Annotated in this window: 16 protein-coding genes; 11 read left to right on the top strand and 5 right to left on the bottom strand. The window is 70.9% G+C overall.

Annotated elements, in window-relative coordinates; translation table 11 throughout:
* Nucleotides 1-653: NADH-dependent oxidase (locus V7050_RS08915; RefSeq protein WP_324410463.1), on the top strand; the 653-nt coding region annotated here is incomplete at its 5' end.
* Between the two features lie 30 nt (nucleotides 654-683).
* Here the strand turns inward: V7050_RS08915 and V7050_RS08910 are convergent.
* Nucleotides 684-1,268, bottom strand: a complete 585-nt coding sequence (locus V7050_RS08910) for a pyridoxamine 5'-phosphate oxidase family protein (protein WP_324369765.1) — start codon at nucleotides 1,266-1,268, stop codon at nucleotides 684-686.
* A 134-nt stretch (nucleotides 1,269-1,402) separates the two neighbouring features.
* On the opposite strand from V7050_RS08910, the gene V7050_RS08905 reads away from it, so the two are divergent.
* Nucleotides 1,403-2,425 (top strand): aspartate-semialdehyde dehydrogenase, encoded by a 1,023-nt coding sequence (locus V7050_RS08905; RefSeq protein WP_324369767.1) that lies wholly within the window; start codon nucleotides 1,403-1,405, stop codon nucleotides 2,423-2,425.
* A 328-nt stretch (nucleotides 2,426-2,753) separates the two neighbouring features.
* On the opposite strand, the gene V7050_RS08900 is transcribed toward V7050_RS08905, so the two are convergent.
* Genes V7050_RS08900 through V7050_RS08890 form a run of 3 tightly spaced genes read right to left on the bottom strand, consistent with a single transcriptional unit; the run spans nucleotide 2,754 to nucleotide 5,435 of the window.
* A complete protein-coding gene (locus V7050_RS08900) occupies nucleotides 2,754-3,614 on the bottom strand; it encodes a C40 family peptidase (RefSeq protein ID WP_324369769.1) in 861 nt (286 codons plus the stop codon).
* Nucleotides 3,611-4,996, bottom strand: a complete 1,386-nt coding sequence (locus V7050_RS08895; RefSeq protein WP_324375226.1) for a leucyl aminopeptidase family protein — start codon at nucleotides 4,994-4,996, stop codon at nucleotides 3,611-3,613. Before V7050_RS08895 ends, V7050_RS08900 begins: the two co-directional genes overlap by 4 nt.
* 52 nt (nucleotides 4,997-5,048) lie before the next feature.
* Nucleotides 5,049-5,435 (bottom strand): hypothetical protein, encoded by a 387-nt coding sequence (locus V7050_RS08890; protein WP_324370473.1) that lies wholly within the window; start codon nucleotides 5,433-5,435, stop codon nucleotides 5,049-5,051.
* Between the two features lie 233 nt (nucleotides 5,436-5,668).
* On the opposite strand from V7050_RS08890, the gene V7050_RS08885 reads away from it, so the two are divergent.
* From V7050_RS08885 to V7050_RS08845, 9 genes are all read left to right on the top strand, one after another.
* Nucleotides 5,669-6,121, top strand: coding sequence for a c-type cytochrome (locus tag V7050_RS08885; protein ID WP_324375227.1), 453 nt, complete (start codon nucleotides 5,669-5,671; stop codon nucleotides 6,119-6,121).
* Between the two features lie 12 nt (nucleotides 6,122-6,133).
* On the top strand, nucleotides 6,134-7,036 hold the full coding sequence (locus V7050_RS08880; protein ID WP_324370469.1) for a cytochrome c: 903 nt from the start codon (nucleotides 6,134-6,136) through the stop codon (nucleotides 7,034-7,036).
* Between the two features lie 116 nt (nucleotides 7,037-7,152).
* On the top strand, nucleotides 7,153-7,515 hold the full coding sequence (locus tag V7050_RS08875) for a phasin family protein (RefSeq protein ID WP_324370467.1): 363 nt from the start codon (nucleotides 7,153-7,155) through the stop codon (nucleotides 7,513-7,515).
* A 107-nt stretch (nucleotides 7,516-7,622) separates the two neighbouring features.
* Nucleotides 7,623-8,504, top strand: coding sequence for a phasin family protein (locus V7050_RS08870; protein ID WP_324375229.1), 882 nt, complete (start codon nucleotides 7,623-7,625; stop codon nucleotides 8,502-8,504).
* A gap of 91 nt (nucleotides 8,505-8,595) precedes the next feature.
* On the top strand, nucleotides 8,596-9,228 hold the full coding sequence (gene pncA, locus V7050_RS08865) for a bifunctional nicotinamidase/pyrazinamidase (protein ID WP_324370737.1): 633 nt from the start codon (nucleotides 8,596-8,598) through the stop codon (nucleotides 9,226-9,228).
* A 5-nt stretch (nucleotides 9,229-9,233) separates the two neighbouring features.
* The gene (gene pncB / locus V7050_RS08860; protein WP_324375231.1) at nucleotides 9,234-10,526 is read left to right on the top strand and encodes a nicotinate phosphoribosyltransferase; all 1,293 of its coding nucleotides are present in this window, start codon (nucleotides 9,234-9,236) and stop codon (nucleotides 10,524-10,526) included.
* A gap of 79 nt (nucleotides 10,527-10,605) precedes the next feature.
* Nucleotides 10,606-11,940: a hypothetical protein gene (locus tag V7050_RS08855; RefSeq protein WP_324369468.1), complete on the top strand. Its 1,335-nt coding sequence runs from the start codon at nucleotides 10,606-10,608 to the stop codon at nucleotides 11,938-11,940.
* Between the two features lie 280 nt (nucleotides 11,941-12,220).
* A complete protein-coding gene (locus tag V7050_RS08850; protein ID WP_324369466.1) occupies nucleotides 12,221-14,017 on the top strand; it encodes an IlvD/Edd family dehydratase in 1,797 nt (598 codons plus the stop codon).
* Nucleotides 14,018-14,217: 200 nt separating this feature from the next.
* Nucleotides 14,218-15,831 carry a DUF1254 domain-containing protein gene (locus V7050_RS08845; protein ID WP_324369463.1) on the top strand — a complete coding sequence of 538 codons (1,614 nt, stop codon included), beginning with the start codon at nucleotides 14,218-14,220 and terminating at the stop codon, nucleotides 15,829-15,831.
* Between the two features lie 12 nt (nucleotides 15,832-15,843).
* Here V7050_RS08845 and V7050_RS08840 read toward each other — a convergent pair whose 3' ends face one another.
* The gene (locus tag V7050_RS08840; protein WP_324369462.1) at nucleotides 15,844-17,040 is read right to left on the bottom strand and encodes an ROK family transcriptional regulator; all 1,197 of its coding nucleotides are present in this window, start codon (nucleotides 17,038-17,040) and stop codon (nucleotides 15,844-15,846) included.
* Nucleotides 17,041-17,268: the final 228 nt, after the last annotated feature.

Here is a 17,268-nt window from a genome sequence, read left to right as displayed (position 1 = left end):
GCGAGGCGGTGCTGGCCGCCGACCCGGAAGTGGTGATCGTCGCCACCGGCGGGCTGCCGCATACCGAGGTGCTGGCCGAGGGCGACGGGCTCGTCGTCTCCGCCTGGGACATCCTCTCGGGCGATGCGCAGCCGGGCTCGAACGTGCTGATCTACGACGATGCCGGCGATTATGCGGCGCTGCAGGCGGCGGAGAAGATCGCGGCAACCGGCGCGCGGGTCGAGATCATGACCCGCGACCGCAGCTTCGCGCCGGAGGTGATGGCGATGTCGCTGACGCCCTCGATGCGCGAGCTCCAGAAGCGCGACGTCACCTTCACCGTCACCTGGCGCCTCGAGGCCGTGCGGCGCGACGGCAACGAGCTCCTCGCCATCATCGGCAGCGACTACGGCGGCGTGACGCGCGAGCGGCGGGTCGACCAGGTGGTGGTGAACCACGGCACGCGGCCGCTCGACGATGTCTATTTCGAACTCAAGGAGGCCTCGTCGAACCGCGGCGAGGTGGATTACGAGGCGCTGGTGGCGGGCCGGCCGCAGGCGGTCTTGCGCAATCCCGAAGGCCGGTTCCAGCTCTTCCGCATCGGCGACGCGGTGGCGGCGCGCAACACCCATGCCGCGATCTACGACGCGCTGCGGCTCGTGAAGGATCTCTAGGGCCGGCGCCGGGGCCGGGTGGCGGCGCGGTCAGGCGCGCCGCGGCGGCACGACATCGGCGAAGATCTCGTAATCCTTCCAGGCCGGCTCCACGCGGTCGAGGCCGCAGCGCGGCACATAGGGCGAGTCCTCGACCATCTGCAGGCGCGGGATGTTGCGCGGGCAATTGGGGAAGATGTCGAGCGGCGTGACCCGCACCAGCGCCTGCGCCCCCTCGATGCGCGGCAGGAGCGGGTCGTCGAGCGCGACCTCGGCCCGGCCGTTCACGCGCAGCCGCTTGGGCCGCTCCTCCATGGCGATGAACAAGAGCCCGACATGCGGATTGGCGCGGATATTGCCGAGGCTCTTGAACATGCCGTTGCCGTCGTAGTCGGGGAAGACCAGCAGGTCGGGCGCGAGCACGCGCACGAAGCCGGGATCGCCGCCCTTGAACGAGCAGTCCGGCCGCCCCTCGGCGCTCGCGGTCGCGAGGAAGAAGAAGCGCAGGGAGGCGACGAAGGCGGCATCCTCCTCGGTGAAGGCCGCGCGGCGCAGCCGCGATTCCAGCCGGTCGGCGAGGGCGCGCGAGCCGAAGGCGTCCTGCAGGGCGCGGTTCTCCGCGTGGTACATGGTCATGTCGAACGCCTCGCCCGGAAGCCTCCATCCTACGCCCCGGCCCGGTCGCGCGGAAACGGAATCTCCGGGCGGGGCGCCGGTTTACATTCGCCGCGAAACGCGGCAAACGGCCCCGGCCAATCTGGAGAAGAGCCATGGGCTATCGCGTCGCGGTCGTCGGCGCCACGGGGAACGTGGGCCGGGAAATGCTGAACATCCTCGCCGAGCGGGAATTTCCCGTCGACGAGATCGTGGCGCTGGCCTCGCGGAAGTCGCTCGGGAGCGAATGCTCCTTCGGGGAGAAGACGCTCCGGACCCTGGATCTCGAGGGCTTCGACTTCGCCGGCTGGGACATCGCCTTCTTCGCCATCGGCTCGGATGCGACGAAGAAATACGCGCCCGTCGCCGCGAAGGCCGGCTGCGTGGTGATCGACAATTCCTCGCTCTACCGCTACGACCCGGAGGTGCCGCTGATCGTGCCGGAGGTGAACCCCGACGCGGTCGAGGGCTATGCCAGGAAGCACATCATCGCCAATCCGAACTGCTCCACCGCGCAGATGGTGGTGGCGCTGAAGCCGCTGCACGACCGGGCGCGGATCAAGCGGGTCGTCGTTTCCACCTATCAGTCGGTCTCGGGCACCGGCAAGGAGGCTATGGACGAGCTCTGGAACCAGACCAAGGGCATCTACGTGCCCGGCCAGGAGGTCGAGCCGAAGGTCTATCCCAAGCAGATCGCCTTCAACGTCATCCCGCATATCGACAGCTTCATGGAGGACGGCTTCACCCGCGAGGAGTGGAAGATGGTCGCCGAGACCAAGAAGATCGTCGATCCTGGGATCAAGGTCGTGGCGACCTGCGTGCGCGTCCCGGTCTTCGTCGGCCATTCCGAAGCCGTCAGCATCGAGTTCGAGGATTTCCTCGACGAGGAGGAGGCGCGCGAGATCCTGCGCGAGGCGCCGGGCGTGCTGGTCGTCGACAAGCGCGAGCCGGGCGGCTACATCACCCCGATCGACTGCGTCGGCGAATATGCGACCTATGTCAGCCGCATCCGCCAGGACCCGACCATCGACAACGGCCTGCTCCTCTGGGTGGTTTCCGACAACCTGCGCAAGGGGGCCGCGCTCAACGCGGTGCAGATCGCCGAGCTGCTCGGGCGGCGGGTGCTGAAGAAGGGCTGAAGCGCTCCTTCTTCCCGAAGGGTTCGGCCGGCGCCCGTGTCAAACGAACTCGGGTCGAATGGACCGGCCTGCGGCCAGCGCGAACCGGCGCCAGCGAGGCACCGCCTCGCGCCGGTTCGTCGGCCGCAGCGCGCGAGCGCGGAGGTCGAGGGGGGTCGGGTTTCACCGCCGGTTGGTAATCCGCGCGCGCCTGAGTGGGCGGGCGCGCCTGTCGCGCCCGCCGGGGGCAGGCAGGCGCGCGCGGATTTGTCCTTGCCAAACCCGCGAAGAGAAGGCGACGGCGCCACGGTAGACGGGCACCGGTCCGAAGCAACGATCCGGGTGCGTGTCAGCGGCCGGCCGGCGCCGGCAGCCGCCGCCGCATCGTGACCGGGCCGCCGCCCGCGGCCTCGATCCGGGCCGTCGCGGGCAGGAAGGGCTCGGTCGCGACGGCCATGTGATGGCCGTTGGCGTGGATCAGCGTCCCGGCATCGCGCATGATCCCCACATGCCCGTCCCAGAACACCAGGTCGCCGCGGCGCAGCGGGACCTCCGCCGGCAGCGCCTCGCCGAGCCATTCCGCCTGCATGTCGGTGTCGCGGGGTGCGGCGAGGCCCGCGGCCATGCAGGCGAGCTGGACCAGCGCCGAGCAGTCGAGGCCGCGGGCGCTGCGCCCGCCCCAGAGATAGGGCACCCCGACAAACCGCGCCGCGTGGTCGACCACATCGCCCGGGATCGGGGCGAGATGCTGGAGCGGCACGAAGCCGCCCCCCGCGAGCCGGGCGAAGCCGTCTTCGGTGGCGGCGACCCGGATCTCGGCGCCGAGCGGCAGCTCGGCGGTCACCCGCGCCCGGACCGCGGGCCGGGAATAGACATGGCTCCAGAGCGCGGTGACGCGCTGCCCCGCCGGCTCCGCCGGGCCGAGCCCCGCGGCGGCGACGTAGCCGACATAGCCGTCGATGCCCGACTGGCCCCAGGCCAGGCCGTCGGGACGCGTTTCGTAGAGGGTGAAGGGCTCGCCGTGCAGCAGCTGCGTGCCGAGCGAGGCGCCGGGCTCGGGCGCGAGCGTCAGGTCGAGCACCGCCGCGACCACCTGCCGCGCTTGGCCCTCGGCGTAGCGCTCGGCCCGGACGCGGCCTTCGAGATGCCGCGCCGCGAGATCCGGCCGCGCCGGCACAAGGCGGCCGGGGAAACGGTACGGGTCGTTCACGCGCGCGTCTCCAGAATCTCGAAGATCGCCCGCGCCGCCTGGAAGGCTGCGCCCTTGGGCCGGGCGGGCTTCGCCTGCGGCGTCCAGCCGTAGATGTCGGCGTGGAGATAGCTGCCGGCGCGCTCCACGAAGCGGCGCAGGAAGAGCCCCGCCGTGATCGCGCCGGCCATGCCGCCCGAGGGCGCATTGTCGAGATCGGCGATGCCGGGCTCGATCAGCCCCTCGTAGGGCGCCCAGAACGGCAGGCGCCAGAGCGGATCGGCGACGCGGACCGCGGCGGCGGCGAGGTCGGCGGCCAGCGCCTCGTCGTCAGTGAAGAAGGGCGGCACGTCCGGCCCCATCGCCACCCGCGCGGCCCCGGTCAGGGTCGCGAGGCTCACGATCAGCCCCGGCGCCTCCTCGTCGGCGAGCGCCAGCGCATCGGCCAGCACCAGCCGGCCCTCGGCATCGGTGTTGTTGACCTCGACGCTCACGCCCTTGCGGCTTCTCAGGATGTCGCCCGGCCGCATCGCCGGGCCGGAGATCGAATTCTCCACCGCCGGCACCAGCACGCGCAGCCGCAGGTCGAGCCCCGCCGCCATGATCATCTGCGCGAGCCCGAGCACCGTGGCCGCGCCGCCCATGTCCTTCTTCATCAGCCCCATGGAAGCCCCGGGCTTGATGTTGAGCCCGCCGGTGTCGAAGCAGACGCCCTTGCCGACCAGCGTGACGCGGGGGGCGCCCTCGCGGCCCCAGACCATGTCGAGCAGGCGCGGGGCCTCGGCGGCGGCGGCCCCGACCGCGGCGATCAGCGGAAAGCCCCCCTCCCGCAGCGCCGCCATACCGCGCACCACCCGGACCTCGGCGCCATGCGCCCGGCCGAGATCGGCGAAGGCGGCCTCCAGCGCCTCGGGACCGAGGTCGCGGGCCGGCGTGTTGATCAGGTCCTGGGCGAGCGCCGCGGCCTCGGCGGCACGCTGCACCCGCGCGGCATCGACGCCCTCCGGGCAGACGAGCTCGCGGATCCGGCTCGCCTGCGCGGCGCGGTAGCGGGTGAAGCGGTATTCGCCGAGCAGCCAGCCCAGGGCCTCGAGCCCGGCGTCGATCTCCAGCCCCGCGGCATCGAGCGCATAGCGGCCGGCCGGCAGATGCGCCGCGCCGGCGGCGAGGTGGAAGCGGTCGCGGGCGCGCTTGCCCGCCGTGCCCCAGCCGAGGAGCGCCCCCGCGAGGCTCCCGTCGGGACCGGGGAGCGCAAGCACCTCGCCGAGGCCGGCCTCGAAGCCCATGGCGGCGACCCAGGCGGCGACATGCGGTTCCTGCCCCTCCAGCCATCGCGGCAGGCCTTCGGGCTCGAGCAGGCGGAGCGGGATCGTCGGGGCATCCGACGAAGGGACGAGCGGCATGGCGGGCCTCGCGCGGGATCGGGGCCCGAGACTAGCGAGGCGGCAGGGTCGGCTACAAGGCCGATTGATCGGCGTAGAGCATCACCGAGAAGAGCGAATCCTCGCTCAGCCGGACCAGCCGCGCCGCGACCGCGGCGGTCGCCACCCGGTCGTCCATGTCGAGGCACTGGCAGAGGTCGCGCGAGATGCGGGCGAAATCCGGCAGCCCCACCTGCTCGCTGAGGCTGGCGAGCCGCGAGGCCAGGAGCTGCGCCTCGGCGGGATCGCCCCGCTCCAGCGCCGCCTGAAGCAGGTTCATCCGGTCGGTGAGGTGATAGACCACCTCCTCGATCACCTCGCGACATCGCTGATCGCCCAGCGACTGGCGCAACACCAGAATCCTGGACGTGTCGAGCACCGCGTCCTCGTGAAACGCGAACTCAAGAAGCTCTGCACCCATCGATCGTCCCCACGTCACCCGGCGCCAGACTGCGCGCCAAGCCCTTCGGTTCCGTTAACGCTCCGCCATCCCGGCACGGGGGCCGGGGGAAAAGTCTCTCGCAGTTTAGGATAACGGCCGTTTAGGATGACGGCGGCCGGAAGGCCCGCGCGGTGCTCGCGAAAAGTTGTTCCGGCTTCGGCTTGGCGCGGCGGCGGCGCGCGTCATCATCGCCGGAAGCAGAAGGGAGAGTGATGATGAAGAGCCTTGCCATTGCCATAGCGGCAGCCGCGGTCGCGGCGCTTCCGGCCCTGGGCGCGGAGGATCCGATCGCGGTCCGTCAGGCGCTGATGGACAACAACGGCACCGCCGCCGGGGTCGCGGGCGCGGTGATGAAGGGCGAGCTCGCCTATAGCCCGGTCGTCGGCAAGGCGGTGATCTATGCCGTGAGCGCGACCGCGGCCGCCTATGGCGATTACTTCCCCGAAGGCAGCGAGGATGCCGCGCGCAGCAATGCCTCGCCGAAGATCTGGCAGGACATGGCCGGCTTCGAGGCCGAGCTCGCGAAATTCCAGGAGGCCGCCGCCAAGGCCCGCGAGATCGCCGGCAAGGATGGCCCCGCCGATGCCGATGCCTTCAAGGCGGCGATGGGACCGATCTTCGACAGCTGCAAGACCTGTCACGAATCCTACCGCCTCGAGAACTGATCCGGCGCGACGATGCGCCGGCTGCTCGCGATCCTGGCAGCGGCCGCCGCCGCCGGTGCCGCGGCCCTCTGGGTGGCGACCATGCCGCGCGGCCTGCCGCGGGAGGTGCTCGCCGCCTGGCCCGAGGGCGATGCGGGACGGGGCGAGGCCGTCTTCTGGGCGGGGGGCTGCGAATCCTGCCATGCGGCCAAGGGGGCGAAGGGCGAGGACCGCCTGAAGCTCGGCGGCGGGCTGGTGCTCGCGACGCCCTTCGGGGATTTCGTCGTCCCGAACATCTCGAACCATCCCGAGGACGGGATCGGCGGCTGGTCGGCCGGTGATTTCGCCGATGCGATGCTGCGCGGCGTCTCGCCGGAGGGCCGGCATTACTACCCGGCCTTCCCCTATGCCTCCTATGCCCGGATGGAGCCGCAGGACATCGCCGATCTCAGGGCCTTTCTCGCCACCCTGCCCGCGGTCGAGGGCCGGCAGCCCGGCCATGACCTGGGCTTTCCCTTCAACCTCCGGCGCGGGCTCGGGCTCTGGAAGCTCGCCTTCCTCTCCGACACCCCGGCGGTGACGCTCGATGCCGCCGATCCGGCGGTGGCGCGCGGGCAGTATCTCGTCGAGGGGCCGGGGCATTGCGGCGAATGCCATACCCCGCGCAACCTCGCCGGGGCCTCCGATTTCTCCCGCTGGCTCGCGGGGGCGCCGGCGGCGGAGGGCGAGGGACGGGTGCCGAACATCACCCCGGGCGGGGATCTCGGCGCGTGGTCGGCCGGCGACATCGAATATTACCTCGAGACCGGATTCACGCCGGATTTCGACACCGTCGGCGGCGCCATGGTCGCGGTCCAGGAGAACATGGCGATGCTCGAGCCCGGGGAGCGCGCCGCGATCGCGGCCTATCTGCAGGCGGTGCCGGCGCAGAAGTGACCGGCGCCCGCGAATTCGGTCCCCGAAATTCGCAAGAGGCCATTTCCAGGAAACGGAATCGGGGCTATCTTCGTTTCCGATCCCATTCCCAGCTGCACTGCGAAAGGAGACCCTTCATGTCCTCCGATTCACCACATCCGGATCTGATCGCGAAGAGCGCGCGCTCCAGCGACCGGATCATCGACAGGTTGTCTGCGCAACAGCAGGAGACGCTCGACCGGATGGATATCGCGGGGCAGGCGCTGCTCGACGGCCTGACCGTGGGCCAGCGCGAGATCGCGGATTTCGTCGCCGAGCGCATCCGCCGCGACATCGAGACGCAGAAGGCGCTGATGGCCTGCCGCACCCTCGACGACCTGCGCGGAATCCAGGCGGATTTCATGCGCAATGCCTTCGACCAGTATTTCTCGGAGATGGCGCGGCTGCTCGACATCGGCCGCGACGTGCTCGCGAGAAGCGCGAAGCCGCCGGTCCCGTAGCCGGAAGGCGTCGAATCGCGCCGCATCGGCCGCGCACGGGTTGACGACCGGGGCGGAAGCCCGGATACCCCGCGCGGGAATCATCCAGACGTCCCGAGGAGCCCCCCATGTCCGACAAGCCCGCCACCCCCCGGTCGCGCAGCCGCGCCCCGGCGCGCCCCGCCCGCCCCGCCGCCCCCGCGAAGCCGGCGGCCGCCGACGAGACCGCGGCACCGGAGACCGCGGCCCGGATCGAGGCCGAGATCGCCGAGAGCGTGAAGGCCGCGCAGGAGGCCGCCAGGCTGGCCGCGGAGCAGGTCACCGCCGGCGTCAAGGCGGCCGAGAAGGCGGCCGAGGAGATCCAGGCGCGGCTGAAGTCCATGTTCGAGGCGATCGAGGCCGAGACGCGGCGCAACGCCGAGCGCGTCTCCGCCGCCGCCCTGACCAATGTCAAGGCGGCCGAGGCCGCGGGCGCGGGCCTGCCGGAGCGGCTCGCCGCCGAGATCAAGGCGGCCGAGGCGCGGCTCGAATCCGCCGCCGGCAAGCTCAAGGCGCATATCGACGAGACCCTCTCCCAGGCCGAGGCCGCCACCGAGAAGGCCTCGCGGGCGGTCAGCGACGCCACCGCCGAGCGGATCCGCGCCGCGGAGGCCGCCGTCGCGAAGTTCCAGGAGCAGGCCGAGGAACGGCTCCGGGCGGCGGAGGCGGCGACAGCCAACCTCGCGGCCGCCCAGCAGCGCGGCATCCAGAGCGCCGAGCGCGCGGGATCGACGGTCATGGAGGGCTTCGCCCGGGCCCAGAAGCAGATCGCCGATTTCGTCACCGAGCGCCTCCGCCACGACATCGACGCCCAGACCGCGCTCCTGCGCTGCCGGTCGCTCGAGGACGTGCATGACGTGCAGCAGCGCTTCATCAAGACCGCGATGGACCAGTATTCCGCCGAGGCGACCCGCATGGTGAAGCTCAGCGGCGAGGTCGCGAGCCGGGCGCTCGAGAACGCCAAGAGCTGACCGGGGCCGAATCGGCGATTGAATCTCGGCCGGCGCGCTGTCACTCTCGGCGCGCCGGGGGCGCAGCCCGGCGTCGAACGGAGGTGGACGGATGTCCCCCGGCGATGCGGGTTCCGCGCTGATCGTGATCGACGTGCAGATGGATTTCTGCCCGGGCGGGGCGCTCGCCGTCGCTGACGGCGATGCGGTCGTGGCGCCGGTCAACCGCATCCTGGGCCGCTTTCCGGTGCGGGTGCTGACCCAGGACTGGCATCCGGAGGGGCATCTCTCCTTCGCGGCGAACCATCCGGGAGCCGAGCCCTTCTCCGTCATGCGCATGCCCTATGGAGACCAGGTGCTATGGCCGGTGCATTGCGTCCAGGGCTCGCAGGGCGCGGCGTTCCATCCCGGGCTCGAGACCGGCCCGGCCGACCTGATCCTGCGCAAGGGTTTCCGGCCGGAGATCGACAGCTATTCGGCCTTCTTCGAGAACGACCACGTGACCCCGACCGGGCTCGCCGGCTATCTGCGCGAGCGCGGCGTGACCGCGGTCTGGCTGGCCGGGCTCGCGACGGATTTCTGCGTGGCCTATTCCGCGCTCGACGCCGCGGCGCTCGGCTTCTCGGTGACCCTGCTCGAGGATGCCTGCCGGGGGATCGACCTCGACGGCTCGCTCGAGGCCGCCCGCGGGCGGATGCAGGAATGCGGCGTCGCCGTCGCGCGGGCCGACGATCTGGTGGTCTGAGGCCCATGTCCGACATCGCGAAACGCGTCTACGACCACGCCTGGCGGATCGACCCGATCGTGCGCTGGCTGCTCGACACCGACTTCTACAAGCTCCTGATGTGCCAGACGGTGTTCCAGCGCCACGCCGACGTGGAGGTGGAATTCAGCCTGATCAACCGTTCCACCTCGGTGCCGCTGGCGGCGCTGATCGACGAGGCCGACCTGCGGGCGCAGCTCGACCATATCCGCGACCTGCGCCTGAGCCGGGGCGAGAGCACCTGGCTGCGCGGCAATACCTTCTACGGCAAGCGCGCGATGTTCGGTCCGGAGTTCATGGCCTGGCTCGAGCGGTTCCGCATGCCGGAATACCGGCTGGAGCGGCGCGGCGATCAGTACGAGCTGAATTTCCGCGGCTCCTGGGCCGAGGTGATGATGTGGGAGGTTCCCGCGCTCGCGGTGCTGATGGAGCTGCGCGGGCGGGCGGTGCTGCGCGGCATGGGCAAGTTCGAGCTGCAGGTGCTCTATGCCCGCGCCATGACCCGGGTCTGGGAGAAGATCGAGCGGCTGCGCAAGCTGCCCGACCTGCGCATCTCGGATTTCGGCACCCGGCGGCGGCATTCCTTCCTTTGGCAGGACTGGTGCGTGCAGGCGATGATCGAGGGGCTGGGGCCGAACTTCACCGGCTCGTCCAATTGCCACATCGCGCTCCGGCGCGACATCGAGGCGATCGGCACCAATGCCCACGAGCTGCCGATGATCGCCGCGGCGCTGGCCGGGGACGACGAAGCCCTGCGCGAGGCGCCCTACCGCGTGCTCGAGAACTGGCACGAGGATTACGACGGCAACCTGCGCATCATCCTGCCCGACACCTACGGCACCAGGGGGTTCCTCGAACGCGCGCCGGACTGGCTGGCCTCCTGGACCGGGATCCGCATCGATTCGGGGCGGCCCGAGGAAGGCGCCGAGACCGCGATCGCCTGGTGGCAGAGCCGCGGCCAGGATCCGCGCGAGAAGCTGGTGATCTTCTCCGACGGGCTGGACGTGGAGAAGATCGAGGCGCTCTATGCCCGGTTCAACGGCCGGGTGAAGCTCGGCTTCGGCTGGGGCACGCTGCTCACCAACGATTTCCGCGGCCTGGCGCCGGACGACGGGCTGGCGCCCTTCAGCCTGGTGTGCAAGGCGGTCCGCGCCAACGGCCGGCCGACGGTCAAGCTCTCGGACAACCCGGCCAAGGCCATGGGCCCGCCCGACCAGATCGAGCGCTACAAGCGCGTCTTCGGCGTCGGCGCCCAGACCGCGGAGCCGGTCCTGGTCTGAGCGGCCTTAACCAGTCCCTGCGATCCCTGGCGGCAACCCCTTGTCCGGGGGATCGAATCGGGCCATGCCAGCGGGTGAGATGAGCATTACGACCGATACCGCGCCGACACCGCCGCGCCGCCGGCGCCGCAGCCGCCTGCGGCTGGCGCTGCTGCTGCTCGTGCCGCTGGCGCTCGCCGCCCTGATCCTCGGGCCGCGGCCGCCGGTCGCGGATGCGGGACCGCCCGATGCGCGGGCCGCCGCCCTGACCAGGGATCTCGCCGAGCGGCTGCGCGGCCTGCTGGCCAGCAATGCCGCCACGGCGGAGATCACCGTCACCGCCGCGGAGCTCGACGCAGCACTCGCCGCGGCGCAACGCCTCCAGCCGGGCATGGTGGCGAGCGCGGACATCGGGGCAGAGGCGCTGGCGCTCGACATCGCCGCCGGCGCCCCGCTGCTCCCCCGCGGCCTCGGAATCGGTCTCCACATGGTGCTCGCCCCGTCCGAAGACGGCCTGCGCATCACCTCGCTGCGCCTCGGCGGGCTGCCCCTGCCGCCCGCCGCGGGGATCCTCGCGCTGCGTCTCGGCCTCGACCGCTTCCTGGGACCCGGCCTGGGGGCATACCTGCTCGACGGGATCGAGACGTTGCGCCTGTCGCCCGGCCAGGTCACGGTCGCCCTCGCCTTCGAGGGCGACGCCCGGCTCACCTTCTACGAGCGCCTGCGCGAGCGCATCCGCCTCGCGGCGGCGGGGCCGACCGACACCGGCCGGGTGCATCACTTCCTCTGGTGGTTCGATCGCGCGGGCGAGGACGGCGACCTGCCCGAGACCGGCTCCGCGCTGCCCTATCTGCGCCAGGTGATCGCCAAGGCTGACGAGACGCTGAAACACGCGCCGCCGGACGAGGCCAAGGCCTCGATCTTCGCCTTCACGCTCTATTGCGGCGACGACGGCTTCGGCCCGGTGATCGGGGTCGGGGTGCGGCCGCATATGCTGGGCGAGGGCAACCGTTGCGACGGCACGACGCTGGACGGCCGTGTCGATCTGCGGCGGCATTTCGCGGTCTCCGCCGGCCTCTACGCGGCCAGCACCGAGCAGGCGGCGCTGGGCATGGGCGAGCTCAAGGAGCTCCTGGACAGCAATGCGGGCGGCAGCGGATTCAGCTTCGACGATCTCGCCGCCGACCTCGCCGGGGCGCGGTTCGCCCGCGCCTTCCTCGAGACGCCGCGCGCGGACTGGCCGGCGCTGCTCGCCCGCATCACCGGCGAGGCGGACGTCTTGCCCGATCTCGACGGCCTGCCCGAGGGCATGAATGCGGCGGAATTCGCGCGGCGCTACGGCGATGTCGACAGCCCGGAATACCGCGCGCTCCTCGCCGAGATCACCGCCCGCATCGACGCCCTGCCCCTCTACCGCGCGCCGCTGTCGAACTGACGCCGCCCCCCCGGGAAGGCCGCCTCGCGACCGCAAGCGCGCGCCGTGGCCCGAACGGCCCGCAGCGGCGCCGCGGATCGCGCCCGCGCTGCCCGCGGGATCCAGCCGGAAGGGATGTGCCGCCGACGGCCCTTCGGCCTGCCCCCGCTGCGGCCCGAGGCCGAATCTCGGGTCGATGCGACGACCCCGCACCGATCGGGCCGCACCGGCGCGCCCGGCGCCCTGTTGCCAGCGGCCGGACTTGCGCCGCATAGATAGAGGCAACCGAGGGAGGAAATCCATGAGCAAGACCCCCGCGCCCAAGCTGCGCTCGCGCGCCTGGTTCGACAATCCCGACAATCCCGACATGACGGCGCTCTATCTGGAGCGCTACCTCAACTTCGGCCTGAGCCGCGAGGAGCTGCAATCGGGCAAGCCGATCATCGGCATCGCCCAGACCGGCTCGGATCTCTCGCCCTGCAACCGCCACCATGTGGAGCTCGCCCGGCGGGTGCGCGACGGCATCCGCGAGGCCGGCGGCATCCCGCTGGAATTTCCGGTCCACCCGATCCAGGAGACCGGCAAGCGGCCGACGGCGGCGCTCGACCGCAACCTCACCTATCTCAGCTGCGTGGAGGTGCTCTACGGCTATCCCATCGACGGGGTGGTGCTGACCATCGGCTGCGACAAGACCACGCCCGCGCTGCTGATGGCGGCGGCGACGGTCGATCTCCCGGCCATCGCGCTCTCGGTCGGGCCGATGCTCAACGGCTGGTTCCGCGGCGAGCGCACCGGCTCGGGCACCATCGTCTGGAAGGCCCGCGAGATGATGGCGCGCGGCGAGATCGACTATGCCGGCTTCCTCGACCTCGTGGCCTCCTCGGCGCCCTCGACCGGCTATTGCAACACCATGGGCACGGCCACGACCATGAACAGCCTCGCCGAGGCGCTGGGCATGCAGCTGCCCGGCGGCGCGGCGATCCCCGCGCCCTACCGCGACCGGCAGGAGATGGCCTGGCGCACCGGGCGGCGCATCGTCGGCATGGTGGCGGAGGATCTCAAGCCGTCGGACATCATGACCCGCGCGGCCTTTCTGAACGCGATCAAGGTCAATTCGGCGATCGGCGGTTCCTCGAACGCGCCGATCCACCTCGCCGCGATCGCGCGCCATCTCGGGGTCGAGCTCGCGCTGATGGACTGGCAGACCCATGGCGAGGACATCCCGCTGCTGGTAAACCTGCAGCCCGCCGGCGAATATCTCGGCGAGGATTATTATCACGCGGGCGGGGTGCCGGCGGTCTTCGGCCAGCTGATCGCCCAGGGCCTGATCGACGAGACGGCGATGACCGCCAACGGCAGGACCGTGGGCGAGAACTACCGCGGGGTGCCGATCGCGGACGAAAACGTGATCCGCCCCTTCGACCGGCCGCTCAAGGAGCGCGCCGGCTTCCGGGTGCTGAGAGGCAACATCTTCAACTCGGCGGTGATGAAGATGAGCGTGATCAGCCCCGAGTTCCGCGAGCGCTACCTGAGCCATCCCGACCATCCCGGCGCCTTCGAGGGACGGGCGGTGGTCTTCGACGGGCCGGAGGAATACCACGCCAGGATCGACGATCCTGCGCTCGCCATCGACGCCAACACCATCCTCTTCATCCGCGGCGTCGGGCCCAAGGGCTATCCCGGCGGGGCGGAGGTGGTGAACATGCGCGCGCCGGACTACCTGCTCAAGCAGGGGGTGAGCGCGCTCGTCTGCGTCGGCGACGGGCGCCAGTCGGGCACCTCCGGCTCGCCCTCGATCCTGAACGCCAGCCCCGAGGCGGCCTCGGGCGGGGCGCTGGCGCTGGTGCGCAGCGGCGACCGCATCGCGCTCGACCTCAACGCGGGCACGCTGAACATGCTGGTGGACGAGGCCGAGATCGCCGACCGGCGGGCGGCGCTGGAGGCCGCGGGCGGCTATGCCTGTCCCGAGAGCCAGTCGCCCTGGCAGGAGATCCAGCGCGGGCTGGTGGGCGAGCTCGAGACCGGCGCGGTGCTGGAACCGGCGGTGGCCTATCAGCGCATCGCCAAGACGAAGGGGCTGCCGCGCGACAATCACTGACGGGCGGTCAGGCGATTGATGCGAAACGGGAAACCCGGGCGTTCCGGCCGCGAGCGCCCGGCGCGAGAACGGGCTGGCGGCCCGGCCGGCCTTGACCTATGCAGGAACACGGCTCTCCCAGAGCACCGACCCGGCATCCGGCCGGGCGCGGGAACGACCCGTCCGGCGAAAATTCTCGTCGCCCGACCGAAAGGATGCCCATGACCCTGCTCGATCGTCGCCTCTGCTGCGGAACCGCGCTCGCGCTGCTGCTCTCCGGCACCGCCTCCGCCCAGGTTTCCGAGGAGGCCCTGCAATCGATCTCCACGCCCGCGAGCGTCGAGACCCGGATCGGCACGCTCGACTTCCCGAACGGCACGCCGAGCGACGACACCGCCACGGCCGTCTACGACCACCTCGACTTCACCTACGCCTTCCGCGCCTTCACCGACACCTACAAGGGCGTCAGCATGCAGGCGCTCCTCGAGGGCTTCGAGGCCGCAGGGGTCAAGGACAACGAGCTCCTGCTCTTCTCCGAGCTGATGGATTCCTCATCGCTCTTCCTGACCGCCAACGCCGATACGGTCTATTATCTCGGCTTCGTCGACCTTTCCGACGGACCGATGGTGGTCGAGACGCCGCCCGAGGCGCTCGGCACCTTCGACGACATGTGGTTCCGCTGGGTCATCGACTTCGGCCGGCCCGGCCCCGATCGTGGCGAGGGTGGCAAGTACCTGCTCGTCGGACCCGGCTATGACGGGCCGCTGCCCGAGGATGGCTTCTATGTCGGCCACTCGAAGACAAACCGGGTGATCATGCTCGGCCGCTCGTTCCTGAAGGACAATGACCCCACGGAGCCCGTCGAAACCATCAAGTCGACCACGAAGATCTACCCCTATGTCGAGGGCGGCGTCGGCACGTCGATCGCCGAGTTTCTCGAGGGCGGCATCAAGCTCGCCCAGGACGCGACGCCGCAGACGCCGGTGTTCCACGAAGGAACAGGGCTGGCGATGAACACCGTCCCGCCCAACGACTACAGCTACTACGATATGCTGAACCGCCTCGTGCAGTCGGAGCCGGCGACGACGCTGGATCCCGAGCTGATGGGACCCATCGCCGCAATCGGGATCATCAAGGGACAGGACTTCGCGCCGGATGACCGGATGAAGGGGATCCTGACCGACGCGGTGGCACTCGCCAACGCGACAGGACGGACCCTGGGATTCGATCCGCGCGACGAGGACTGGTACTACTACGAGGACTCGCAGTGGTACATCCCGCTGTTCACCGGGGGTTACCTGTTCGAGACGCCGATCCCCGAGATCACCGCCGACGGGGCGAAGCCGTTTCCGCCGACCGGATATCGCAAGAACGATGCCCGAACCTCGTTCTTCTACATGGCGACGGGGATCACGCCGGCCATGGCGATGCGGCTGACCCATGTCGGCTCGCAGTATCTGGAGACGGCGAAGGACGCGAACGGCGACTGGCTCGACGGCGCGAAGACCTACAACGTGACGCTGCCCAAGGACATCCCGGCCGCGGCGTTCTGGTCGTTCACGCTCTACGACAACCAGACCCGCTCGATGCTGGTCACGCCGCAGAAGTATCCGCGTGCCGGCAGCCAGAGCTACCCGTCGCCGGCGGCCGAGGCGGCCGAAGACGGCAGGACCACCGTCTGGTTCTCACCCGAGCAGCCCGACGGCGTCGGCCGCGGCAACTGGATCCAGACCGATCCCGAGAAGGGCTACTTCGTGGTCCTGCGGCTCTACAGCCCGCTGGCGTCGTATTTCGACAAGTCCTGGCGACCGAGCGAGATCGAAGCGGTGCAGTGAGTCGGGGCGGGCTCAGCCGAGGCGGCCCTGTCCCTTGAGGACGAGGCCGACGGCGCCGAGCAGGGCGTCGTTCGCGGTGAAATGGCCCAACTTGATGCGGGTGCGCAGATTCGCCGGCAGGTCGTGCGACTTGATGAGGATGTGCTTCTCGTAGGCCCGCACCAGCGGCGCGAGCAGGAGGTCGCCGGCGACCGCCATGCGGCCGGTGACCAGGATCAGCGGCGGGTTGAGGATATTGCCGATCATGGCGAGGCCGCGGCCGGCGATCTCGCCGGTGTCCTCGATGAGCCGGAGCGCCACGGCATCGCCCTGCTCGGCGAGCAGGATCGTGTCCTCCATGCCGAGCGGCCGGCCATGGATGCGCGCGAGCTCGTCGAGCGGTCGGCCGAAGCCGGCATAGAGCTCGAGGCAGCCGCGATTGCCGCAGCGGCAGAGCGGCCCCTGCGGGTCGATCGAGACATGGCCGAACTCGCCGGCGCCGCCGGCGATGCCGGTCAGCACCGTGCCGCCGCGCACGAGGGCGCCGCCGAGCCCCACGTCGATCTTGAAGAGCACGAAATCGTCCTCGCCCGCGGCCGCGCCCCAGGTCATCTCGGCGATGGCCGCGCAATTGCTCTCGTTCGCGGCGAAGACCGGCCGCTCGAACACGGGGCCGAAGACGTCGCGCAGGTTCACGCCCGCCCAGCGCGGCAGGATCGAGGCGCGGATCACCCTTCCGTCCGGGCGCAGCGGCCCCGAGACCGAGACGCCCACGCCGAGCAGGCCCGAGGGCCTGAGGCCATGGGCGGCATAGACGGACGCGATCGCCGATCGGGCCGCCTCGGCCGCGGCTTCGGGCGCGTAGTCGCGCCCGAGCGGAACACTTTGTTCGTCGATGACGGAATGCGCGACATCCGCCACGGCGATGCGCAGCTCGTCGAGGGCGAGGTGCACGCCCACGCAGGTGCCGGCCTCCGGGTTGAGCACCAGCGGCGTCGCCGGGCGCCCGACGCCCTTGCTCGCCTCCGCCTGCTCGGGCAGCTCCACCACGATGCCCGAATCGCGCAGCTTCGACAGCGCCACGGAAACGGTAGACCGAGCAAGCCCGGTGCGCCGGGCGATCTCGGCGCCCGAGAGCGCGCCCCATTCGCTCATCGCGCGCACGATCCGGCTGATCGGCGCACCCGAATCGCGGTCGTCGAGGATCGTCTTCAGGCGGTCGTCGGACATCTGCGCTCCCCGGCGCGAGGCCCCTTCTGCCGTGTCGGGCGACAGGGCCGTTTGTTCACATAGGAGAAAAATCCCTTGGCGCAACTGGCCGGGACGCCGGGATTGGATTTGGCAACGTGACCCCGCCAGGCTGAGTTCCGGGCGCGCCTAGCGCCGCCATCCCGCCCGGCGGCCACCGCCGGGCAGCGCCCGCCCCGCCCCGTCACGCCGAAGGCGTGCCTCCGGCAC

Origin of the sequence: Amaricoccus sp. (genome assembly GCF_036846665.1) — a bacterium.
In the GTDB taxonomy this organism is placed as follows: Bacteria; Pseudomonadota; Alphaproteobacteria; order Rhodobacterales; family Rhodobacteraceae; genus Amaricoccus.
Note: the sequence above shows the minus strand (reverse complement) of the source record. Positions and strands in the feature narration are given on the sequence as shown.